Genomic DNA, 22988 nt, shown 5'->3' on the forward strand with positions numbered 1-22988 from the left:
GGGGTGCTCATGCCGGTGCTCGTAGCAGGTGGACGTCCATCACCCAGCCGGCTGACTCCTTCGCCCGGGCGCGGGCAGCGCCGAGCTCGCTGAGCACCTCGCCCACGCGGCCGGCGACGAGCTCCTCCGAGGGGGTGCCGAGATTGGCGCCCCACCAGATCGTCCAGTCCTCGAGCCCGGCGAGGTCGAGGGACGAGGTCAGCATGACCAGGAGGTTGGTCTGTCCTGCCGAGACGTCGTCGCGCAGCCGCCGCGCGGTGGTGATGTGCACGGGCGCACCCACAGGGTGGAGCACGATGCGGTGCCGTGCAGCGAGCAGCTGCGGTGCGCTGATGCCGGGCAGCACGTCGTAGTCGAGGGGGAGCCGAGTCGCGAGCTCCTCGACGATGCGGATGGTCGAGTCGTAGAGCGACGGGTCGCCCCACACGAGGAAGGCTGCCTCACCACCGCGCTCGCGCAGCACTGTCTCGTATGCCGCAACGCGGGCCTCGTGCCACTCGCGCACCGCGGCGGGGTAGTCGACCGGGTCCGAGCGGTCCCGCTCCGGGTCCGTGACGGCGACGAGCTCCACGCCGTACGCCCCAGCGACGACCCGCCGGGCGGCGAGCAGGCCGTCGTTGTCCCCTTTGTCCGCAGCCACGACGTAGTCACACGCCCGAAGGACGTCAGCCACCTCGGGCGTCACGTGCTGCGGGCCCATCCCGATCCCCAAGATCCTGACCCTGCTGCGGCCTGTCACTCACGATCCTCGATGTCACCCTCGACCTCGAGGTATACCTGCTGCATCGCCGCCATCACGCCCGGGTCCGGCTCCGCCCACAGTCCACGTTCGGCGGCTTCGTGCAGGCGCTCGACGATGCCGCGCAGCGCCCACGGGTTGGAGGTGCGCAGGAAGGCCTGGTTGGTCTCGTCGAGGACGTATTCACTCGCCAGCTTCTCGTACATCCAGTCGTGCACGACCCCCGCGGTGGCGTCGAAGCCGAAGAGGTAGTCGACGGTTGCGGCCAGCTCGAAGGCACCCTTGTAGCCGTGTCGCTGCATCGCCGCGATCCACCGCGGGTTGACCACGCGGGAGCGGAAAACCCGGGCGGTCTCCTCGGCCAGGGTGCGGGTGCGGACGGCGTCGGGCGAGGTCGAGTCGCCGACGTAGGCCTTGGGGTTTGTGCCGGTGAGCGCACGCACCGTCGCGATCATGCCGCCGTGGTACTGGAAGTAGTCGTCGGAGTCGGCGATGTCGTGCTCGACGCTGTCGACGTTCTTGGCCGCCACCTTGATCCGCCGGTAGTTGGCGCGCATGTCGTCGGCAGCCGGTGCACCGTCGAGGTCGCGACCGTAGGCGAAGCCGCCCCAGGCCGTGTACACCTCCGCCAGGTCCTTGTCGTCGCGCCAAGAACCCGACTCCACGACCTGCAGGATGCCGGCGCCGTAGGACCCGGGCTTGGACCCGAAGATGCGCGTCGTGGCGCGGCGCTCGTCACCGTGCTCCGCCAGGTCAGCGTGGGCGTGGGCACGGACGTAGTTGTCCTCGTCCGGCTCGTCGAGCTCGGCCACCATCCGCACGGCGTCGTCGAGCATCGCCACCACGTGCGGGAAGGCGTCCCGGAAGAACCCCGAGATCCGCACCGTGACGTCGATGCGCGGCCGACCGAGCTCGGCGAGGGGCACGACGACCAGATCACGCACCCGCCGCGACTCGGCGTCCCACTCGGGGCGTACGCCGAGGAGGGCGAGCACCTCGGCGATGTCGTCACCGGACGTGCGCATCGCGGAGGTGCCCCACACAGACAGTCCCACCGATGTGGGGTAGGAGCCGGTCTCGTCGAGGTAGCGCTGGATCAGCGAGTCGGCCATCGCCTGACCGGTCTGCCACGCCAGTCGGGAGGGCACTGCGCGCGGGTCCACGGTGTAGAAGTTGCGCCCGGTCGGGAGTACGTTGACCAGTCCGCGCAGCGGCGAGCCGCTCGGACCGGCGGGCACGAAGCCGCCGTTGAGAGCGTGCAGCACAGCAGTCAGCTCATCGGACGTGCCGGCTAGTCGGGGCACGACCTCGGTCGCCGCGAAGGCGAGCACCCGTTGGACGTCGGGGTCCTCGTGCACGTCGAGGGCAGCAGCCGGGTCCCAGCCCGACTTCTCCATCTGCTCCACCAGGCCACGGGCCTGCGCCTCGAAGACGTCGACGTCTGCAGAGGTGGCCTGCTCCACGTCGACGAGGCCGAGGGCCGAACGAAGTCCTGGGACTGCGTTGCCGACCCCGCCCCACACCTGGGAGGCGCGCAGGATCGCTAGCACCAGGTTGACCCGGGGCTCGCCCACCGGTGCTTCGCCGAGGATGTGCAGCCCGTCGCGGATCTGGGCGTCCTTAATCTCGCAGAGCCAGCCGTCGACGTGGAGAATGAAGTTGTCGAAGTCCTCGTCGTCGGGTCGCTCCTCGAGGCCGAGGTCCCGGTGGAGCTGGGCCGCCTGCATCAGGGTCCAGATCTCGCCCCGGACGGCTGGCAGCTTGGCCGGGTCCATCGCCGCGATGTTGGCGTACTCGTCCAGCAGCTGCTCGAGACGGGCGATGTCGCCGTACGCCTCGGCCCTGGCCATCGGTGGCACGAGGTGGTCGACGATCGTGGCGTGGGCGCGGCGCTTGGCTTGCGCGCCCTCGCCCGGGTCGTTGACGAGGAACGGGTAGATCAGCGGCAGGTTGCCCAGAACGGCGTCGGTGCCGCACGAGGCCGAGAGGGCCGCGTTCTTGCCAGGCAGCCACTCGAGCGAACCGTGCTTGCCGAGGTGGACGACCGCGTCGGCACCGAAGCCGCCGTCGTCGACGGTGCTCTCCAGCCAGCGGTATGCACCGACGTAGTGGTGGCTCGGTGCGAGGTCGGGATCGTGGTAGATCGCGACGGGGTTCTCCCGAAGCCGCGGGGCGGCTGGATCAGCAGCACCACGTTGCCGGCCTGCAGGGTCGCGAGCACGAGCTCGCCGTCGACGTTGACGAAGAGGCTGCCGGGCGCCGGCCCCCAGGCGTCGGCCATCGCGTCACGCAGGTCGGGCGGCAGGCCTTGGGTCCAGGCGCCGTACGCCGCAGCGCTGATCCGCACGTGGGCGTCGGTCAGCTGCCCTGACGTCAGCCACTCTTCGTCCTGGCCGCCGGCCGAGATCAGCGCGTGGATGAGCGCGTCGCCTGCCTCGGTGTCGGTGTCGGTCCCGTCGAGGATCTCGAGCACCCGGTTGTCACTGCCGAGGTCGTAGCCAGCATCACGCAAGCGTCGAAGCAGCCGGATCGCCGAGACTGGCGTGTCGAGGCCGACGGCGTTACCGATGCGGGAGTGCTTGGTGGGATAGGCGGACAGCACCAGGGCGAGCTTCTTCTCGGCGTTGGGCACCGATCGCAGCCGGGCGTGCCTGACCGCGATGCCGGCGACGCGCGCACAGCGCTCGGGGTCGGCGACGTAGTGGGGCAGGCCGTCGGCATCGATCTCTTTGAAGGAGAAGGGCGCGGTGATGATCCGGCCGTCGAACTCCGGGATCGCGATCTGGGTCGCAGAGTCGAGCGGGCTGACGCCGTCGTCGGAAGCCTCCCAGTCGGCCCGACTGCCCGTCAGGCAGAGCCCCTGGAGCACCGGGATGTCCAGGGCCGCCATTCGCGCAACGTCCCAGGCCTCGTCGTCGCCGCCCGCGCTCGCGGTCGACGGCACGCTGCCGCCGGCCGCCAGGACGGTCACCACGAGGGCGTCGAGGGTGCCGAGCTCGGTGTAGAGCTCATCGGGTGCGGCACGGAGGGACCCCGCGAAGATGGGTATGCCGACGGCCTGACCGGTGGCGTCGACGGCATCGGCCAGGGCATGCGCGAAGGCGGTGTTGCCGCTCGCCTCGTGGGCTCGGTAGTAGAGCACGCCGATGCGCGGGAGCGACGCGTCGCCGACCGGTCGGGCGGCGTACCCCCACATGGGCAGCACGGCGGGCGGGTCGAACCCCTCGCCGGTCAGCAGGATCGTGTCGGAGAGGAAGGCGTGCAGCTGGCGCAGGTTCTCCGGACCGCCCTCGGCGAGATAGCGATGAGCCTCGGCGGCGATCCCGGTCGGCACCGACGAGCGCTCCATCAGCTCGGCGCTGGGCTGCTGCTCACCGCCGAGGACGACGACGGGCATCCCGGTCGCGGCGATCCGAGTGAAGCCGGAGCACAGGTCCTGCGGCGAGCCGAGCAACCGACCGACGACCAGGTCGCAGCCCTCGATCACCTCAGCCATCGACTGGTGACCCGGTCGGGCGGGATTGGCCAACACGTAGTCGGCGCCGGAGGCCCGAGCGCTGAGCAGATCAGTGTCGGAAGTCGAGAGCAGAGCGATGCGCACAGCGGGCGTTCCTCCTCCGGGGTTCTCGCCCCGTCCATCGGTGGGATACCCGTGGCCAGTGTCTGGCTGCACCCGACCGTCCAAAAAACGGGGACCGGGATGTCACAGTGGCGGAACCGCCCCGGAGTCGCACCGGGTTCCTGCGCCATGGGCACCCTCAGCGTAGTGGAGACTGGGGCCCGTGCACCCGCCGGTCTACCTCGTCAGGCACGGAGAGTCCGAGTGGAACGTCCGGCGCCTGACGCAAGGACAGACGAAGCATCCCCGATTGACCGCAATCGGCCGCGAGCAGGCCGCTGGCGCCGCCGAGGCGATCGCGGCAGACCTGGCGCGGCTCGGCCTGCCCGCTGCTCGCCTTGTCACCAGTGATCTGGTTCGGGCGGTCGAGACCGCCCAGATTGTGGGGGAGAGGATCGGGCTCGTCCCCGAGCTGGACGCCCGCCTCCGCGAGCAGCACCTCGGGGAACTGGAGGGTCGCAGCTACGAGAACTCCTGGGCGCGGGCCAAGCTGCACGACTGGTCGGACCCCGAGCTGCCGCTGGCGGGGGTGAGTCGGTCGGGGAGGTGCGCCGCCGCCTGGCCGCAGTCCTGGCGGACCTCGCTCCTGGGACTCCCACGGTGCTGATCAGCCACGGCGACGCGATCCGCTCCGCGCTCGCGCACCTCCTCGGGCAGTCGATGACGGACACGCCCTGGGTCGAGGTGCAAAACGGTGCCGTCGCGAGGTATGGCAGTGGCGAGGTCGGGTGGCTCGCGCAACTAGGGTTAGAGGGCCGCTAGCGTGCCCTCACCCGGGAGGCGACGATCCCCGAAGGTAGGTCGCAGAGATCGGGTGGCTCCGGGTCCGCTGATGATCAAACCAGCTAGCCACGGACGCCTGACGATTCTCTTACGTGTGGTGAGCTCTCACATTGACCCCATTTCCGCGTGTCGGTGCCGACGGCCAGGACGTGCCCGTCAGTGCGGAGGCACTCGCTCGGAACCACGCCGAGCCGTTCCCGGCGCACTTGGTCGACGCCTGGATGAGCTATCGAGCCAACCGCTCGACCATCCGCAGTCGCGACCGCGCTTGGGCGGCAGCTGGATTCGACATGTCATCGAAATGTCATCAGAAACTCAGCCTTTTCTGACGAACCACCGCGGTGTGCAGCGGTGAGACGTCCGGCCGGTGGGCGGGGCTGGCATGGTCGCCGCTACGACAGGGCCATGACCACGATGATGAGCGCCGCGCTGCCGGCGACCGCCCCTGTCCACCCCGTCGACCCGATCGGCATCATGCCGCGCGGCTTGACCGACACCGATGGGGAGCGAATCGCCACCGCGATCGCTGCGGCCCGCACCGAGTCGACCCGCCGCGTCTACGCCGGCGTCTGGTCGCGATGGGAACGCTGGTGCGCCGGCCGCGGAGTGACGGTCCTGCCGAGCGACCCGCTAGCGGTGTGCGCCTACCTGACCGAGCAGGCCGCCGCCGGCCGTGCCATGGGCACCCTCGACCTCATCTGCACGGTGATCCGCCATGTCCACCTCACGTGCGACCTGCACAACCCCGCAGACGCCCTCGCCGTCCGCCAGGTGCGGCGCGGGCTTCGTCGTACCTACGGCTCAGCCCCCCGGCGTCTCGCCCGACCCCTGTCGGTGGAAGAGATCCGTCAGATCATCCACGGCATCGACCGCAGCACCCCGATCGGTGTCCGCGACGCCGCGATCATCCTGCTCGGCTACGCCTCGGCCCTGCGACGCTCCGAGCTCGTTGCCCTCACCCTGGCCGATGTCGAGGACAAGCCCGCTGGGTTCCTGCTCCACATCCGGCGGTCCAAGACGGACCCCGAAGGCCACGGCGAGGTGGTGGGCGTCGCCCACGGACAGCACGCCGCCACCGACCCCGTCGCCGCCCTCAACGCCTGGCGCGAGATCCGCGGCGCGGCCCCCGGACCGGTCTTCACCCGCATCTGGGGGAGCACCGTCAGTCTCCAGGCGCTCAGCGGACATGTTCCGGCGCGGATGCTCCGCGCTAGGGCCGAAGCCGCCGGACTCGACGGCACCCGGATCACCGCCCACTCGATGCGCGCCGGCCACGCCACCACTGCCGCTCTCGCCGGCGTCCCACTCGACCGAATCGCGGCACAGACCCGACACAAGGACCTCTCCGTCCTCCTCAACCGCTACATCCGCCCCCTCGAGGCACTCGCGACAACCTCGAGCAAGGACCTCGGGCTGTAGTAGCCGTCGGGGCGATCGCGGCGACGATGCGCCGGGCGTCGATCTGCAGCCCCCGCAGGTTGCCTTGCGGCGCTGCTGTCAAACCTCATCACATGAATGGCCGGGTGCCCGCAGCAACTCATGGCGTGTGGCTGACCTGCAGGGACCGCGCACTCGTGGCGCGCGGCCCGCCGCAGACCCGGGGTCAGTGGCTGTGCGACGTGTGACCGTCGTCGGCGGGCTCGGCCGGAGCCTGGTTGGGCTCGTGGCCCGTGTGGTCCTCGCCTGCCGGTGCCTCGGCCGGGGCTTCAGGCGCGTTGGACGTCGAGTCCCCGCCGTGGCTGTGGCCCTCGGAATCGATGGTCGTACCGATTGCAGTCATGCCCACCCAGGTAAGTCCGGCGACTAGGAGTACGCCGGCGCCAAAAAGGCTGAACGCGTGCCGCCACCGGCCGTCGTTGTCCTTGGCAATGAACGCGGCGAACGACATCACGAGGCCGATCGGCGTCATCATCGCGGAGCGCTCAGGGAACTGGGTGAAGTGCTGGATGCCGCCGCCAACCATGCCAACGCCGAAGGAGAGCAGCAGGGAGAAGGCGACGAGGCCGAGGGCCTGTCGGGCGTTCGGTCGTTCGGTGGCGAGGATGAACTCGTTCACGATCGTGCCGAGCAGGAACACGAACGCGCCGACGATGCAGATGACGGTGTACTGAAGCGGGTCGATCGGGTAGTGGACGACGGCGCCGGCGATGAGGGCGGCGCCCATGAAATAGAGCATCGCGCCGATGTAGCGCGAGTAGAGCCCGGGAGTTCGTTTCGCGAGCTCCGCCTCGTAGGCGGTCACGTCTTCGGGGGAGAGGTCATTCTGAACTGTCATGTCTGATGGTGCCTTTCAAATCTGGGTGTGTGAGAGCAGGCGGAAGCGGCGCCGGCACCGAGTGATGGTGCGGCGTGGCGCCGGTCGTCTGCTCAGCAGCGCAGAATCGACAGACGATGCAGACAGGGAGGGTCTGCGGATCGCGAGAGAACAGCGATGCGTGGGCCGATCCACCGGGGTGCGATGTACAGGATTCCCCGCGAGATGCCACGGCTCAGCGCGAGTGCAATGAGCGCGGCCATGAGGCAGAGAAGCGCCATGCACAACTCGGTGACGCTGCCGTTGTCATCGTCGGCGGGCGACTCGGAGTCTGCTGACTGTGGCGCTTTGGTCCCAGCGGGTTCGGTGTGGTGCCCGCGGTCGGCCGCTTCCGCAGCGAGCGGAAGTGCCGCATGGCCGGCATGACCTCGCTCGTGCGATGTGAGCGAGTGCATGGCGAAGACGCCGAAGATAACCGCAAAGAGGGTCGCCAGCACCAGGGCGCTGCGTTGCCTCCTGTGCCCGGTCACGCTTGAAGACCATACGGAGGCCATGTAGCGAATTACCAAACTGAAGGCGTCAACACGCGGGAATGCGTCGAGAGTCACGGCCCAGAACGGGGGTGCTCGGTCACCGTCCTACGTGCTGGCTAGATCCGTGGGAGGGGGCCGCGCCACGACCTCGAGCCGCGACCTCGGGCTCTGAGCCCAACCAACTACCCGGGGGGGGGTAGCGGGCTCAATCCAGGCCGTGTTCAGCAGGGGTGGGTTGGGCCCCAACCGTGGCGGCCCTGATGAATTCCGGGGTTGTGGTCGCCACTGAAGCCCATGGTCTGGGCGCAGGTGCTGACGTGGTGGCCGAAGTCGCTTGCGGCCGCCGCCGGGGTGGTCGCACCTACGGTGAGCACCCCGGCCGCCACAGCAGTTCCGATGGCAGCGAACTGAGTCATGTGCTTGAACATTTGTATCGCCTCAATTTCGTTTCATGCGTGCGCCGGGTGCGCCCTACGTGATGGTTTCGGTAGGGGAGTGCCGGCGATGCTGCGTAGCAGCACGGTCGCGGTGAGGAGGAGGACGGCTATCCATCCGAGTCCGAGCGTGAGGGAGGCGGCCTCGTCGAAGCCGCTGGTGAGTGCGCCGTCGATCATCACCCTGGTTCCGCCGTACCCGGGCAGCCAGTGTGCCCAGGACGCCGGTTCGCCGCGCAGCATCGGGCTCTGGCCGATGCCCAGATCGAGAAACGGTATGAGGAAGGCCATGAAGGTGCCGCTGACCCGACCGAAGACCGGGCCGAGCACGACGCCGATCAGGGCGTAGGTGACGGCGAGCAGGGCGACGCCGCCGATGTAGACGCCCCAGTTGCGGGCGTCGAACACAGTGGCGGTGACCGCGAGTGAGACCGCGGTGGCGATGGCGGCGGCGGTGAGCACCATGGTGAGCCGGGTGGCCAGCAGCACGGACGGGCGTTGTCCTGCCAAGGCGAGGCGACGGTCGGCGGCGCGGGCGTCGAGGACGACGAAGACGCCGACCAGGGCGGCCAACGATGCGATGGCCACCGGTGCCATGGTGCCGCCGTGCATCTCGGCCGGGTCGACCATGGACGTGATCTTGGCGCCGGCCTCACGGAGTACGACCGGGGTGTGCCCGTGTGGGGTGACCGCGTCGGACAGGAGGATGAAGACTGCCGGGACGATCGCGAGCAGGAGCCACAGCACCGGGGTACGCCGCCAGTCGTGCCAGCCCATGCGCAGGCTCGTGAGCAGTTGGCCGACCCGCCCCGTGCGGCTTGCCCGTCGGGTGCGCCCCGTGGTTGTGGTGCTGGCAATGACCCACAGGGCGAGAGCAAGTGCGGTGATCACCCATCCGAGCGACACCGCGAGCTCTTCGGGTCCACCGTGTCCCGAGGGCAGGGCCACCGTCCACAGCGAGATGAAGTGGGTGGGCAGCAGTCGCAGCACAGCGGACTCTGAGCCGCTGAGGGTGGGGCCGAAGAAGGCGTCGAGGATCCAGATGAACATCAGGATCACGGTGCCGTTGACCGCGTTCGGGACGAGCGCACCCACCACCGCCCCGAGTCCGAGGTAGACCACTGCGAACATGACTGTGCCGGTGGCGACCCGCCACGGGTCGTCGACCGGTCCTCGGGCGGTGAGTGCGAGCACCGCTACCAGGGTGGCCATCAGGGCCAGGACGGCGCCGGCCGTCAGCCGAGCGGTCGCCAGCCGCAGCCGTGCCAGTCCGGCGAGCGCGAGCCGGCGGTCGGTGGTGCGAGCGGTCGAGATCTGGAAGTACATCGCGACCGCAGACAGGAAGGCGGCCGCCCATCCTGCGGTGACGGTTTCGACGGCGGGGCCGCCTCCGGTGCCGCCCAGCAGCCGGGCGGCGTCAGCCATGGGCGGGGCCGCGACCACGACGAAGACGACGGGGATGACGGCGAGCAGGACCAGGTTGGGACCGTTCCTGGTGTAGTCGGCCAGGAAGCGTCGGACAAGCAGAGCGGTGGTGGTCATCGCGGCCACGCCTTGCCATCGCGGATCTCGACGATCCGGTCGAACCGCGCCTCGTCGACGACGAAGTGGCTGACGATCAGGACCGTGCGACCGGCGACGCGCCGCTCGTCCACTAGGTCCCAGAACTTCAGGTAGGTGTCCCAGTCGAACCCGGCGTACGGCTCGTCCAGAAGCAGCAGCGCCGGATCGGGCAGCAGCGCCAGACCCAGGTTGAGCTTGGCCAGAGTGCCGCCCGAGAGTCGCTCCGCCCGGGTCTCTGCGAAGCGCTCGAAACCCAGCGAGTCGTAGATGGCCGCCCTGCTCTCCCGCTCATGTTGAGTGGTCATACCGTAGGCGTGGCCGAACAGCTCGAAGTGCTCGTCGCAGGTCAGTCGCGGGTAGACCAACGGCTCCTGGGGCAGTAGCCGACCAGGCCGCTCCTGGTGAGGGTGCCTGCGTCGGCCCGCAGGTCTCCCACCAGGATCCTCATCAGTGTTGACTTCCCGGACCCGTTCTCACCGACGAGGCCGACGACCTCGCCTTGCCCGAGGGTGATGTCGGCCCCGGTAAGAACCTGAACGCGGTTTTGGGGTGACCATAGGTTGTGTCGGTAGGACTTCTCGATCCCTCGTGCGGTGAGAACTGACCCCTCGTGAGTGGCACCCTTCGGCTCGGCTGCCAGGGTTTCGGCTTGGTCGGGCGCCGCTACCTTGATGCTGAACAGACGTTGCATCGTCATCACTTCTTCGAGGGGCCATCTCGCCGGGACTGAGGAGCCCGTTGAGTACCTACTTGTGGTTGTGGCCGCCGGGCATCATGAACATCATCGCGGCCATCATCGCCACGCAACCCAGAGCCCACAGCACTGCACCGGAGCCCGCTGCTCCTGTGGCCAGCAACAGCACCACGATCACCACCATCGGGATGCAGCAGATCATCATCATCCATCGGTGTGCCCCGTGTGCTCCTTGACTGGATTCGGGTGAGTGGGTGTGTCCGGTCTCCGGGGTAGCTGTCGGTGACGGGTCGTGGAACGGACGGCGGGGGCCGGGGGTCGGGGTGGTCATGATGTCCTCTCCTTCAGTGATGTCGGCACGTGGCCGAGCCGGGCGTAGAGCGGGCAGTGCCCGAGCGCGCCGGTGACGACCAGGTCGAGGCCGGCGAGCACGAGGAGCAACTCGAGGACGACCACGAGCGCACCCGAGGCTGACGTGAGCAGGGCGACTCCGGCAACCGCGGCGAAACCTCCGACCACGATTCGTGCGATTCTCTCGGCCGGCGTGATGTTGACCTTCCAACTCCTTGCCATGACTCTCAGCTCCTTCCCCGACCCGGCGTGTCCGGGTCCTTGCACTTCTGAGCGTCGTCCCTGGGGGTCAAGATCGCTCTGGCTGTTCCGTGAAGGTTCTTTGAAGATCCCGCCGGGGTGTTGGGGTACGCGGCGCGTCGTTTCGGGAGGTGGGGGTTGGCCTGAGCTGTCAGTCGTGGTGTTCGTCGTGGTCGGGATCGACCTGCTCGGTGGGTACGGGTGCTGGCTGTGGGTCGGCGTCACTGATGGCGGGACCGATGACGAGGGCCGAGAGCGAGAACATCAGCGCGAACACGGCCAGCGCGAGGGCGGGTGCTTTCCACGTGCCGAATCGTCGGTACAGGCGCCGGAGCAGGGGGAGGGAGAAGACCAGGCCCAGCACGGCAAACGCCACGTTGCCGGTGACGCCGGTCACCAGCACCGCACCTCCGAGCAGTCCCACGTGGTGCAGTAGGTGGGGGAGCAGGCCCATGATGCCGCCGACGAGCGCGGTCACCGCGCTCCAGGCGGCGGCCAGGACACCACGGTGTGGGGGCTGCTCGCCGACGGCGGGCTCTTCGTGACGAAGGCCCTTGACCGCGTCGGCCGATGTCGCAGGGTGATGGTCGGACACGGTCACTCCCGGGCCTGGTAGGAAAGCGTGGTCATCATGCCGGTCTCCGCGTGGTAGATGTTGTGGCAGTGGGCCGCCCACTGGCCGGGATTGTCGGCCTGCAGGTCCACGTCCAGGGTCTCCATGGGGCGGACGATGACCGTGTCCTTGCGAGCCCCTCCCTTGGCCAAGGCGAAGGTGTGCCCGTGTACGTGCATGGGGTGGAACATCATCGACTGGTTGACGAATCGCAGCCGGACCCGCTCCCCCTGGACCAGCGGCAGGGGTTCGGCGTCGGGGAACGTCTTGCCGTTGATGGTCCACCGGTACGGCGCCATGGTCCCCGCAAGGACGAGGTTGTGACGTCGGTCGATCGACCGCCGGTCCAAGCGGGCGGACTCCGCCGCCGACAGGCCGGTGCCGAGCAGCACCTGGCCCGACAGCTCGCGAACCTTCACGCCCGCGACAGGGGGGCGCCCAGTCCCGGTGCGGATCACCGCGAGCCCCTGGCCCTGTTTTCCCTCCGCCGAGGCGACCAGGGGAAACACTCCCTCGCCCAGCGTGAGGGTCACGTCGAAACGCTCGCCCATCCCGATCAGCAGCGCGTCGGTGAGCACCGGCGCGACCGGGAAGCCGTCGCTGTGCGTGACGGTCATCCGGTGTCCACCAACGGCGACCCGGAACGCGGTGTCTGAGCCGGCGTTGACGAACCGGATCCGGACCCGTTGACCCGGCTTCGCCGACAGTGTGACTGGATCAGTGGGGGTCCGTCCGTTGAGAAGGTAGTGCGGGTAGACGATGTCACCCGCACTACCCAGCAGCGGGGACTGCATGCCGCCCATCTCGCCCATCATCGACCCGCCCATCATCGAGCCGTGGTCCATCCCCTCCATGTCGCCCATGGATCCGTCGCTGCCACTGACCTGCTGCAGTTTGGTGAGGATCTGGTCGGGGGTGCGGCCGGTGCCATCGACCCAGTCGTCGAGGACGACGATCCACTCGTCGTCGTAGCCGCCGGGCTCTGCGGGGTCGTCGACGATCAGGACGCCGTACAGGCCCCGGTCCAGCTGGACGCCGGAGTGCGGGTGGTAGAAGTACGTGCCTGGGTGCGGGGCGGTGAACTCGTAGTCGAACGATTTGCCGGCTGGGATGGGGTCCTGGGTCAGGTGCGGGACGCCGTCCATGTCGTTGCGCAACGCGAGGCCGTGCCAGTGCACGCTCGTCTCGACCGGAAGCTGGTTGTCGACCGTGACGCGCAGCAGGTCGCCGGCGCGCGCTCGAAGCATCGGCCCTGGGACCTGCTCGCCGTAGGCCCAGGTGTCGACGGTCCGGGCCCCGAGGTCGACCGTGACCGGCCGGGGGGTCAGTCGCGCCGAGACGACCCGACGACCCGGGACGCGGCGGGATAGTTCGGCGGCCGCCACGGCGGGGGAGCCGGGCCGGACCAGCGTGAGCGTTCTGGCTCTGTCGCTGCAGGCGGACAGGCTGCCCACGGCAGCGACGCTGGCCAGGCCGGCGGCGGCCTGGACGAGCGTGCGGCGCGAGACGGATGGCAAGGTGGAGCCCTTCATAGAAATGGTGCCTGGCGGAAAGTCAGTGGCGCAAGGGTGAGCGGTGGGCTGCGCGGAGCACCTCGGCGCGGGCCAGGTACTCGGTCTCGTCGATCTCGCCGCGGGCGAACCGCTCCCCGAGGATGTCCAGGGGGTCGCGGTGTGCTGGCCGGGTGTCGCCTGAGCGGGTGTCGCGGAAGAGCACCACGACCGCCCACACCACCAAGCCCCAGAATGCGACCATGCCGAGCAGCATCACCAGCCAACCGCCCCAGCCCAGCCCGTCGTGGTTCCAGCCCATCATGGTCCTCAGCTCCTACGTGTCTTTGGCCTTCACTGTCGGTGCCGCACCCGCGCCCTCCGGTCACCATTCGATGAAGGTTCACTGAAGATCGGCGCTCGGCACCGTCCGCTCGCACAGCTCGAGGCATGAGGGCTGTCACGATGGGCGGCATGGACAATGACGCCGGCCCCACCGCCCCCGGTCCGGCTGCGGGCACACCCAAGTCGCCCTCCGGGCTGCGGGCGCTCGTGGTCGAGGACGAGACCAGCCTCGCCGGAGTCCTGGGCAGCTATTTGGAGCGCGACGGATTCGAGACCACTCTCATCCACGACGGGCTGCAGGCGGTCCTCATTGCCCGTGACGTCGACCCCGACGTAATCGTCCTGGACCTGGGGCTGCCGACGCTGGACGGGATCGAGGTCTGCCGGCAGATCCGCACGTTCAGTGACGCGTACGTCGTGGTGCTGACTGCCCGCAGCGAAGAGGTGGACACCCTCATCGGCCTGTCGGTCGGCGCCGACGACTACATGACAAAGCCGTTCAGTCCCCGCGAGCTGATGGCCCGCATCCAGGCGATGCTGCGCCGGCCCCGGACACCGAGGGAGGCGGAGGATCAGCACCATGATCTGAGGTTCGCAGAGCTGAAGGTGGACGTGCAGGGCCGCGACGTGTGGCTCGGCGGTGAGCCGGTCGCGCTCACCCGCACCGAGTTCGACCTGCTCGCGGCACTGGCGCAGCGTCCCCGGATGGCTTTCAGCCGGCGTCAACTCATCGACCACGTGTGGGGTCAGACGTGGGTGGGGGATGAGCATCTCGTCGATGTCCACATCGGCCACCTGCGTCGTAAGCTCGGCGACGATGCTGCTGTGGGCCGGTTCGTGCGCACGGTCCGAGGTATCGGCTACCGGATGGGCTCCGGCGCATGACCCGGGGTCCGGCGGGGCGGGGCCCGCGGTTCTCCACCCGGCTGCTCCTCGCACAATCCCTTGTCCTGGTCGCCGGAGCTCTGACCATCTGGCTGGTCGCCTCCGCGGTCGGGCCCAGCATCTTTCACGAGCACCTCGATCGCGCCGGCGACACGCACAGCACGGAGGAAACCCAACACCTCGAGGAGGCCTTCGCCTCGGCCATGCTGGTGTCGGTGGGCGTCGCGCTGGTCGCCGCGGTCGCTGCGGCACTCGCGGTGTCGTGGTACTTCAGCCGCCGCATCCAACGCTCGATCGGCAACGTCGCCGCGGCTTCGTCCCAGATCGCCGCGGGCCGCTATGACACGTACGTCGACGACCCGGGTCTGGGCGCCGAGTTCGCTACCCTCGCGGCCACGTACAACCGTCTGGCCGGTCGACTAGAGGCCACTGAATCCACGCGACGTCAGATGCTCGCCGACCTCGCTCACGAGATGCGCACACCCCTGGCGACCATCGACGCCCACCTCGAGGCGCTCGAGGACGGAGTACGCCATCTCGACTCCGACACCGTCACGGTGCTGCGTTCCTCGACCCACCGGTTGCGGCGGCTCGCCGAAGACATCGGAGCGGTCTCGCACGCCGAGGAAGGAGACCTGCGCCTCGATCCTCGTTCCGTGGATGCGACCGAGGTCGCTGCCACGGCCGTGGACGCGGCTCGCGATCGCTACGAGGCCAAGGGTGTCCGGTTCGACGTCGACCTGCACCCAGCGGGCCGGGTCGATGTCGACCCCGACCGGATCGGACAAGTGCTGGGCAACCTGATCGACAACGCGCTCCGTCACACCCCGGCTGGCGGCCGCGTCACGGTGTCCTGCCGGCGGGTGGACGACTGGGTCGAGTACGCCGTGGCCGACACCGGCGACGGTATCGCCGCAGAACACCTGCCCCACCTCTTCGACCGGTTCTACCGCGTCGACACGGCCCGCGACCGCCACCACGGCGGCTCCGGCATCGGACTGGCCATCGCCAAGGCCCTCATCGAGGCCCACCGCGGCGGCATCTCCGCCACCAGTGCCGGACCCGGACACGGCAGCACCTTCACCGTCCGCATCCCCGCAGCCTGACGGCAGGCGAGGGACTTTGGTCCCAAGGCACCTTCACCGAACCTTCACCGAAACCTCGGCTGAACGACGAGACGGATCGCCGAGTCTCAGGGGGAACCCGTGACGCAGGCACGCTGCGACGCGTCCCCCACCTGTCAGGAGCTTCCGCCCATGAACCAGACCGCCGCGCGCAGCGCAGACCCGACCTCGCGTCCCAGCGGCCGACCACGTGGACGCCGAAAGTTCATGCTATTTCTCGCCACGCCACTGGCAGGCCTGCTGGCTGCCGCCATCGGCGTCATCGCGCTCACTGGACCGGACGAAGAGACGGCCGACACCGTGCCCACCGCCCACACCGGAATGGTGACCGGAACTGTGTGGGTCGCGAACGAGGAAGGCGGCACCCTCACCGCCATCGACGCAGCCACCCACCAGGTGGCCACCACCCTGGACGGCATCGAGGGCCCGCACAACGTGCAGATGGGGCCGGACGGGGCGAGCTTGTGGACAGTCAGCGGCCATGACTCGTTCGCCGCGATGCTCGACACCACCTCCCTGGAGGTCCACGGTGCTGTGCCCACCGGGGGATCCCCGGCCCACATCGTGGTCACCCCAGATGGAGCGACCGCCTACACCACCAATGCCGAGGACAGGACCGTCACCGCCATCGACACCGCAACCATGCGTCGGGTCGCGACGATCCCCGCCGGGGCCGGACCCCACGGACTCCGCCCGAGTCCGGACGGACGCTGGATCTACGTAGCGAACGTGTCCGGCACCACCTTGAGTGTCATCGACACCACCACCAACACGCTGGTGGACGACATAGCTGTGGGCCGAGGCCCTGCGCAGGTCGCGTTCTCTCCGGACGGCCGTTTCGTCTACGTCTCCCTCAACGGTGAGGACGCTGTCGCCAAGGTCGACGTCGCCCGCCGACGCCTGGTCGGCAAGATCAAGGTCGGCGACGGTCCGATCCAGACGTTCGTCACCCCCGACAACCGCTTCCTGCTCGTGGCCAACCAGGGAGACGAAACGGCGCCGGGAACCACCGTGTCGTTCATCGACATCGGGTCGTTCACGCTCACCGAGAACGTGGACACCGGCCAAGGCGCCCATGGGATTGTCGTCGAGCCCTCGGGGAAGCATGCCTACGTCACCAACCTGTATGGCAACGACGTTGCCGTGATCGACCTCGCAACCCTCACCGTGGTGGCCAGGATCCCGGTCGGAGGGAAGCCGAACGGCATCAGCTACTCACCCCTCACCGTGGAGCCAGCGCCCACCACGATGCTCCGCCTCCCAGACGGAACCGCCGGGGAACCAGCGCAGCACTCGGACGACGAAGGTCATGACGGCGACACCCACTGACCCACCGCGACCGCGGACTCCCGGTGGCGGAGCCGGCGACATGAAGGTTCGGTGAAGGTATTCCGCCACTACTTGCGCTGATACCCCCTAGGGGTATTATGATTTGTGACGAACAGCGGCAGTCAGACATGACTCTCAAGGAGGCCGGCGATGCACACGGAGCCTGGCTACATCACCGAGAAAAAGGCCATTCAGACCCGTCTGCGACGCGTCGAGGGGCAAGTCCGCGGGATCCAGCGCCTGGTGGATGAAGACACCTACTGCATTGACATCCTCACCCAGATCGCAGCTGCCACCAAGGCCCTCGAGAGCGTGGCACTGCTGCTGCTTGACCAGCATCTGAAGCACTGCCTCACGCACGTCGAAGGCCCCGAGGACACGCGACGCAAGCTCACCGAGGCATCCGAGGCCATTGCCCGGCTTGTCCGCTCCTGACCCAGCAGCACCCGACCTAAGGAAGTCCGATGACCGAGACCACCGAGACCAATGACCAGGCCCGCAGCCAGCCGCTGCTGGCAGACCAGAGCGCCGACGCCGGCAGCTGCGGATGTGGCGGTTGCGGTTGCGGTGCTGCTGACACCGGCTCGGCCACCACGTCCGCGGCGTCCAAGGCGATCGACGTGGAGAACACGATGACCACCCACAGCTACGCCGTCTCCGGAATGACCTGCGGCCACTGCGCCGGAGCCGTCACCAGCGAGCTCAAGTCCCTCGCTGGCGTCACCGATGTGCAGATCGAGCTCGTCGCCGGCGGCATCTCGACGGTGACAGTCGTGAGCGTTACCACCCTGGACGACACCCATGTCACGGGCGCTCTCGAGGAGGCTGGCGACTACCAACTCGCTCAGCGATAGCCCACCGGCAGACCACCGCAACCCGCCGCAATACACGGCTGTGCGAGGAGATGAACTCGGATGACGACGCCCACCACCACCCCAGATCAGTCCAGCCGTGAGCTGGATCTGAGCATCGGTGGGATGACCTGTGCCTCCTGCGCGGCTCGGATCGAGAAGAAGCTGAACAGGCTGGACGGGGTCACTGCCACGGTCAACTATGCCACCGAGAAGGCAAAGGTCAGCTACCCAGCCACGCTCACCCCCGATGACCTCGTGGGGGTGGTCGAGGCCACCGGCTACACCGCAACCGTGCCGCCTCCGGCGTACAGCGACGGGGAACCACCGACTGCCACCGCGTCGGACGACCGGGACATCGAGGCCGCGGGCTGGTGGCAGCGACTGGTCATCTCAGCGGTGCTGACCGTGCCGGTGCTGGCCTTGTCGATGATCCCGGCGGTGCAGTTCGACAACTGGCAGTGGATCTCCCTGACCCTGGCCTCACCAGTCGTGGTCTGGGGTGCTTGGCCGTTCCACCGCGCCGCCGTGACCAACGCCCGGCATGGCGCAGCCACCATGGACACCCTGATCTCGGTCGGAGTCTCCGCCGCCTGGCTGTGGTCGCTGTGGGCGCTGCTGTTCACCCACGCCGGGATGACCGGAATGCGGATGCCGTTCGACCTCTTCCCCGATGCAGACGCGGGCGTCCACATCTACCTCGAAGTCGCCGCGGCCGTCACCACCTTCATCATCGCCGGCCGCTACTTCGAGGCCCGCGCCAAGCGACAGTCCGGCGCGGCGCTGCGAGCGCTGCTCGACATGGGCGCCAAGGATGTCGCGGTCCTCCGGGACGGGGGAGAGGTGCGCATCCCCGCGCACCAGCTCGCCGTCGGCGACCGGTTCGTCGTACGCCCGGGGGAGAAGGTCGCCACCGACGGAGTCGTCGAGGCGGGTACCTCTGCCGTCGACGCCTCCATGCTCACGGGAGAACCAGTCCCGGTCGAAGTCGGCCCTGGTGATCCGGTCGTGGGTGCCACCATCAACGCCGGCGGTCGACTGGTCGTCGCTGCCACCCGGGTCGGAGCCGACACCCAGCTGGCTCAGATGGCCCGACTCGTCGAGGACGCCCAGAACGGCAAGGCGCAGGTCCAACGCCTCGCCGACCGGGTCTCGGCGGTCTTCGTGCCCGTCGTCATCGGCCTGTCCCTGCTGACGCTGGCTGGCTGGCTGTTGACCGGACACAGCGTGACCGCGGCTTTCACCGCCGCAGTAGCGGTGCTCATCATCGCCTGCCCGTGCGCCCTGGGGCTGGCCACACCGACCGCCCTGCTGGTGGGGACCGGTCGTGGCGCCCAGCTCGGCGTGTTGATCAAGGGCCCCGAGGTCCTCGAGTCCACCCGGGTGGTCGACACCATCGTGCTCGACAAGACCGGCACCGTGACCACCGGGAGGATGGAACTGGCCGAGGCCATCCCCGCCGACGGCGTCGACGCCGAGAACCTGCTCCGGCTGGTCGGGGCTGTGGAGCACGCCTCGGAACACCCGGTTGGTCAGGCGATCGCAGCCGGCGCCCGCGCCCGACTCGGGGAACGGCTGCCCGACGTCGAGGGGTTCGCCTCAACCCAGGGCCTCGGGGTTGCGGGCGTCGTGGACGGCCACGCCGTCGTGGCCGGACGGCCGGGCTGGCTCGCCCAGGAGTGGAGCCAACCCCTCGATGCGCACCTCATCGAGGCGGTCCAGATCGCGGAGCAGCAGGGCCGGACCGTGATTGCCATCGGGTGGGACGGCGCCGCCCGTGGCGTGGTGGTCGTCTCCGACACGATCAAGCCCACCAGCGCCCAGGCCGTCGCCGAGCTCAAGCAGCTCGGGTTGCGCCCGGTGCTGCTCACTGGCGACAACGAACGCGCCGCCCGCGCCGTCGCCGCGGCAGTCGGCATCGACGAGGTGATCGCCGAAGTTCTCCCGGCGGAAAAGGTCGCCGTCGTCGAACGTCTCCAGCGCGAGGGCCGCACCGTGGCGATGGTCGGCGACGGCGTCAACGATGCCGCCGCACTGGCCACGTCTGACCTCGGCATCGCCATGGGCACCGGCACCGACGTGGCCATCGAGGCTTCTGACCTCACACTGGTGCGTGGCGATCTGCGCGCGGCCGTCGACGCGATCCGACTCTCGCGCCGTACCTTGCGGACCATCAAGGGCAACCTGTTCTGGGCCTTCGCCTACAACGTGGCCGCTCTTCCCCTCGCCGCACTCGGGTTGCTCAACCCACTCATCGCCGGCGCTGCGATGGCGTTCTCTTCGGTGTTCGTGGTGTCCAACAGCCTGAGGCTGCGCCGGTTCCAGGCCGTCTCCACATCCTCCTCACCTCATCCGGACGCAGGGCAGGACCACGCGGTGACCCGCGTTTCTTCCAGGAAGGCAGAGCGATGACCACGCATTCACACTCCGACGGCCAACACGATCCCGGGCATCAGGGTGGCGAGAGCAACGGCATCGCCACCACCGTCCTGGAGGTCTCGGGAGTCCAATGGGCCAGCAGCAAGAACGTGGCCGAGGCCGTTCTGGCCCGGCGGCCCGGTGTCCTTTCGGTCGATGCCAACCCGGTCTCGCAGACCGCCACTGTCACCTACGACCGCAACCGCACGAACCTGAGCGAGCTGCGGGCGTGGGTACGTCAGTGCGGCTTCCACTGCGCCGGCCAGTCGGTCCCGCAGCACGTGTGCGACCCGATGACCGAGCCGAGGTCCGCGACTGGACACGACGGCCACATCACCCAAGACGCGCACGCGGGGCACCCGACGGCACCCGCGTCTCCGGTGAGCTCGCCGCACGACGCGATGGGCCACGGCGGGCACGGGTCCATGTCGATGGCCGACATGGTCCGCGACATGCGCAACCGGTTCCTCGTTGCTGCGCTGCTCTCCGTGCCCATTCTGTTGTGGTCACCGATCGGCCGGGAGGTGTTGGGTTTCGAGACCGTCGCGCCGTTCGGCCTACGCGACGACGTGTTCAGCCTGTTGCTGTCACTGCCGGTGGTGTTCTACTCGGCCTGGATCTTCTTCGACGGGGCCTGGCGGGCGCTGCGCGCTCGCACGCTCGACATGATGGTGCTGGTTGCCGTCGCCGTGGGGGCCGGCTGGCTCTACTCGCTCGGGGTCACCCTCACCGGTGGCGGTGAGGTGTTCTACGAGGCGGCCACGGTGCTGACCGCGTTCGTGCTGCTCGGGCACTGGTTCGAGATGCGCGCCCGTGGCGGCGCCAACGACGCCATCCGAACCCTCCTTGATCTGGCGCCTCCGCAGGGTCTCGTCATCCGCGACGGCGAACCGGTCGAGGTGTCCACAGCGGAGGTCGTCGTCGGGGACCTGCTCCTGGTGCGCCCGGGCGCCAAGATCGCGACCGACGGGGTCGTGGAGGAAGGTGACTCCGACGTCGACGAGGCGTTGGTCACCGGCGAGAGCCTCCCGGTGCACAAGTCACCTGGCGACCCGGTCATCGGGGCCACCGTCAACACCACCGGCACCCTCCGCGTCCGTGCCACCAAGGTCGGCGCGGACACTGCCCTGGCCCAGATCGTCGCGCTCGTGCAGCAGGCGCAGAACTCCAAGGCCCCCGGACAGCGACTCGCGGACAAAGCCGCGTTCTGGCTCGTCCTTGTCGCCCTAATCGGCGGGGCCGGAACCTTCTTGGTCTGGCTGGCGGCGGGCGCGAGCGTGCAGACCGCGCTGCTGTTCGCGATCACCGTTGTCGTCATCACCTGCCCCGACGCGCTGGGCCTGGCCACGCCGACCGCGATCATGGTCGGTTCCGGGCTCGGTGCCAAGCGGGGCATCCTGTTCAAGAACGCCACCGCGATCGAGACATCGGCCCGGATCGACACCGTGGTGATGGACAAGACCGGCACCCTCACCAAAGGCGAACCCGAGGTCACCGACGTCGTCCTCGCCCCCGGCGTCGACGAACAACGAGCCCTCGCCCTGGCCAGTGCCCTCGAACGCGAGTCCGAGCACCCACTCGCTCAGGCAGTCGTGCGTCACGTCGACGCGACAGACGCCCCACGCCTGCGCGCCACCGGCTTCCGCAACGTCACCGGCATCGGGGCGCTCGCCGAGGTCGACGGACACAAGGTCGCGATCGGCAACCGACGGCTCATGGAATCAGAGGACATCGCGGTCGGCGACCTCGGAGCGCAGCGCGACGAAATCGCCTCAGGCGGACGCACCGCGGTGTTCGTCGCCGTCGACGGCAACGTGGTCGCCGTGATCGGGATGGCCGACGCGGTCCGCGAGACCTCCGCCGCCGCAGTCACGGCCATGCACAAGGCCGGCATCCGGGTCGTCATGCTCACCGGCGACAACCACGCGACCGCCGAGCGGATCGCGGAGGAACTCGGAATCGACACCGTCATTGCCGAGGTGCTGCCCGAGGACAAGGCACGTCACGTCCAGCAGCTGCAAGACGAAGGACGCGTCGTCGCGATGGTCGGCGACGGCGTCAACGACTCGCCCTCGCTGGTGCAGGCCGACGTCGGTATCGCCGTTGGCGCCGGCACCGACGTCGCCATCGAGGCCGCCGATGTCGTCCTCATGCGCTCCGACCCGCTCGACGTGCCGGTGGCACTGACGATCGGACGGGGCACGCTGCGCAAGATGCGACAGAACCTCGGGTGGGCAGTGGGCTACAACGCAATCGCGTTGCCGATCGCCGCCGGCGTCTTCGAGCCCGCGTTCGGCCTGGTGCTGCGGCCCGAGATCGCCGCGCTGTCAATGTCCGGGTCGAGCTTCCTGGTTGCCGTGAATGCCTTGATGCTCAAGCGCCTACCGCTGCCCACGCAGCCCGCTGACCCCGAACCAGTTCAGGCTGACAGCCTGCAGCCAGCGCACTAGGTCCCCCAAGGGCCCTCGTGGTCAACTCCAGGAGCACGTGCATTCGATGGGAGACGCGGCAGTCGAGCACCTCCGCGCGCAGCACCGCCAGGGCAGTGATGGCCCTCTCGAGGGGTCGCTCGAGGACCGTCCGATCTGAGTCAGACCGCCGACTGACTAGGGCCGGTTTCTTGATCGAACCTTCACGGCAGGAATGCACACCCGATACCTGCAGCCGGTTGCCTGAGTAAGTACGCAAGCGAGGCATTGCCATTGCGCGGTTGCCTGCTCGAT

The 22988-nt window shown here is 68.8% G+C and carries 19 protein-coding genes, 2 pseudogenes and 1 riboswitch; of the genes and pseudogenes, 10 read left to right on the forward strand and 11 right to left on the reverse strand.

Features of this window, described 5'->3' with window-relative positions; genetic code table 11:
• Positions 1–7: 7 nt before the first annotated feature.
• A complete protein-coding gene (cobF, locus tag G7071_RS10140; RefSeq protein ID WP_246209928.1) occupies positions 8–739 on the reverse strand; it encodes a precorrin-6A synthase (deacetylating) in 732 nt (243 codons plus the stop codon).
• Positions 736–4235, reverse strand: a pseudogene (gene cobN, locus G7071_RS20000) (cobaltochelatase subunit CobN). The gene cobF and the pseudogene cobN overlap by 4 nt, the downstream one beginning before the upstream one ends.
• 141 nt (positions 4236–4376) lie before the next feature.
• Positions 4377–4505: riboswitch (cobalamin riboswitch) on the reverse strand.
• Positions 4506–4521: 16 nt separating this feature from the next.
• On the opposite strand from cobN, the gene G7071_RS10150 reads away from it, so the two are divergent.
• From G7071_RS10150 to G7071_RS10160, 3 genes are all read left to right on the forward strand, one after another.
• Complete coding sequence (locus G7071_RS10150) at positions 4522–4965, forward strand: histidine phosphatase family protein (RefSeq protein WP_166318149.1); 444 nt, start codon at positions 4522–4524, stop codon at positions 4963–4965.
• Positions 4905–5120, forward strand: a complete 216-nt coding sequence (locus tag G7071_RS20005; RefSeq protein WP_166318152.1) for a histidine phosphatase family protein — start codon at positions 4905–4907, stop codon at positions 5118–5120. Before G7071_RS10150 ends, G7071_RS20005 begins: the two co-directional genes overlap by 61 nt.
• A gap of 426 nt (positions 5121–5546) precedes the next feature.
• The gene (locus G7071_RS10160) at positions 5547–6560 is read left to right on the forward strand and encodes a site-specific integrase (RefSeq protein WP_010834846.1); all 1014 of its coding nucleotides are present in this window, start codon (positions 5547–5549) and stop codon (positions 6558–6560) included.
• Between the two features lie 184 nt (positions 6561–6744).
• On the opposite strand, the gene G7071_RS10165 is transcribed toward G7071_RS10160, so the two are convergent.
• The 9 genes and pseudogenes from G7071_RS10165 to G7071_RS10205 all read right to left on the reverse strand — a co-directional run bounded on the left by G7071_RS10165 (position 6745) and on the right by G7071_RS10205 (position 13638).
• Positions 6745–7383, reverse strand: coding sequence for a hypothetical protein (locus tag G7071_RS10165; RefSeq protein ID WP_166318155.1), 639 nt, complete (start codon positions 7381–7383; stop codon positions 6745–6747).
• Between the two features lie 125 nt (positions 7384–7508).
• Positions 7509–7925 carry a DUF6153 family protein gene (locus G7071_RS10170; RefSeq protein WP_036491578.1) on the reverse strand — a complete coding sequence of 139 codons (417 nt, stop codon included), beginning with the start codon at positions 7923–7925 and terminating at the stop codon, positions 7509–7511.
• 452 nt (positions 7926–8377) lie between these two features.
• A complete protein-coding gene (locus tag G7071_RS10175; RefSeq protein ID WP_166318158.1) occupies positions 8378–9904 on the reverse strand; it encodes an ABC transporter permease in 1527 nt (508 codons plus the stop codon).
• Positions 9901–10622 (reverse strand): annotated as a pseudogene (locus G7071_RS19230) (ATP-binding cassette domain-containing protein). The gene G7071_RS10175 and the pseudogene G7071_RS19230 overlap by 4 nt, the downstream one beginning before the upstream one ends.
• A 49-nt stretch (positions 10623–10671) precedes the next feature.
• Positions 10672–10950, reverse strand: coding sequence for a hypothetical protein (locus tag G7071_RS10185; protein WP_156887283.1), 279 nt, complete (start codon positions 10948–10950; stop codon positions 10672–10674).
• Complete coding sequence (locus G7071_RS10190; RefSeq protein WP_010834851.1) at positions 10947–11192, reverse strand: YgaP family membrane protein; 246 nt, start codon at positions 11190–11192, stop codon at positions 10947–10949. Before G7071_RS10190 ends, G7071_RS10185 begins: the two co-directional genes overlap by 4 nt.
• 169 nt (positions 11193–11361) lie before the next feature.
• Positions 11362–11805: a hypothetical protein gene (locus G7071_RS10195; RefSeq protein WP_198016896.1), complete on the reverse strand. Its 444-nt coding sequence runs from the start codon at positions 11803–11805 to the stop codon at positions 11362–11364.
• Between the two features lie 2 nt (positions 11806–11807).
• The gene (locus G7071_RS10200) at positions 11808–13355 is read right to left on the reverse strand and encodes a multicopper oxidase family protein (protein WP_010834853.1); all 1548 of its coding nucleotides are present in this window, start codon (positions 13353–13355) and stop codon (positions 11808–11810) included.
• 22 nt (positions 13356–13377) lie between these two features.
• Positions 13378–13638 carry an SHOCT domain-containing protein gene (locus G7071_RS10205; RefSeq protein WP_166318163.1) on the reverse strand — a complete coding sequence of 87 codons (261 nt, stop codon included), beginning with the start codon at positions 13636–13638 and terminating at the stop codon, positions 13378–13380.
• 140 nt (positions 13639–13778) lie between these two features.
• Between G7071_RS10205 and G7071_RS10210 the strand changes: the two genes are divergently transcribed.
• The 7 genes from G7071_RS10210 to G7071_RS10240 all read left to right on the forward strand — a co-directional run bounded on the left by G7071_RS10210 (position 13779) and on the right by G7071_RS10240 (position 22715).
• Positions 13779–14543 carry a response regulator transcription factor gene (locus G7071_RS10210; RefSeq protein ID WP_010834855.1) on the forward strand — a complete coding sequence of 255 codons (765 nt, stop codon included), beginning with the start codon at positions 13779–13781 and terminating at the stop codon, positions 14541–14543.
• Positions 14540–15649, forward strand: coding sequence for a sensor histidine kinase (locus G7071_RS10215; protein ID WP_107706271.1), 1110 nt, complete (start codon positions 14540–14542; stop codon positions 15647–15649). Before G7071_RS10210 ends, G7071_RS10215 begins: the two co-directional genes overlap by 4 nt.
• A 150-nt stretch (positions 15650–15799) precedes the next feature.
• On the forward strand, positions 15800–16996 hold the full coding sequence (locus G7071_RS10220; protein ID WP_010834714.1) for a YVTN family beta-propeller repeat protein: 1197 nt from the start codon (positions 15800–15802) through the stop codon (positions 16994–16996).
• 150 nt (positions 16997–17146) lie between these two features.
• Positions 17147–17431 (forward strand): metal-sensitive transcriptional regulator, encoded by a 285-nt coding sequence (locus G7071_RS10225; protein ID WP_010834715.1) that lies wholly within the window; start codon positions 17147–17149, stop codon positions 17429–17431.
• Between the two features lie 29 nt (positions 17432–17460).
• Positions 17461–17850: a heavy-metal-associated domain-containing protein gene (locus G7071_RS19665; protein WP_281351650.1), complete on the forward strand. Its 390-nt coding sequence runs from the start codon at positions 17461–17463 to the stop codon at positions 17848–17850.
• A gap of 60 nt (positions 17851–17910) precedes the next feature.
• A complete protein-coding gene (locus G7071_RS10235; RefSeq protein WP_206062760.1) occupies positions 17911–20259 on the forward strand; it encodes a heavy metal translocating P-type ATPase in 2349 nt (782 codons plus the stop codon).
• Positions 20256–22715, forward strand: coding sequence for a heavy metal translocating P-type ATPase (locus tag G7071_RS10240; RefSeq protein ID WP_206062761.1), 2460 nt, complete (start codon positions 20256–20258; stop codon positions 22713–22715). The genes G7071_RS10235 and G7071_RS10240 overlap by 4 nt, the downstream gene beginning before the upstream one ends.
• Positions 22716–22988: the final 273 nt, after the last annotated feature.

The sequence above is a fragment of the Nocardioides piscis genome (assembly GCF_011300215.1).
Classification (GTDB): domain Bacteria; phylum Actinomycetota; class Actinomycetes; order Propionibacteriales; family Nocardioidaceae; genus Nocardioides; species Nocardioides piscis.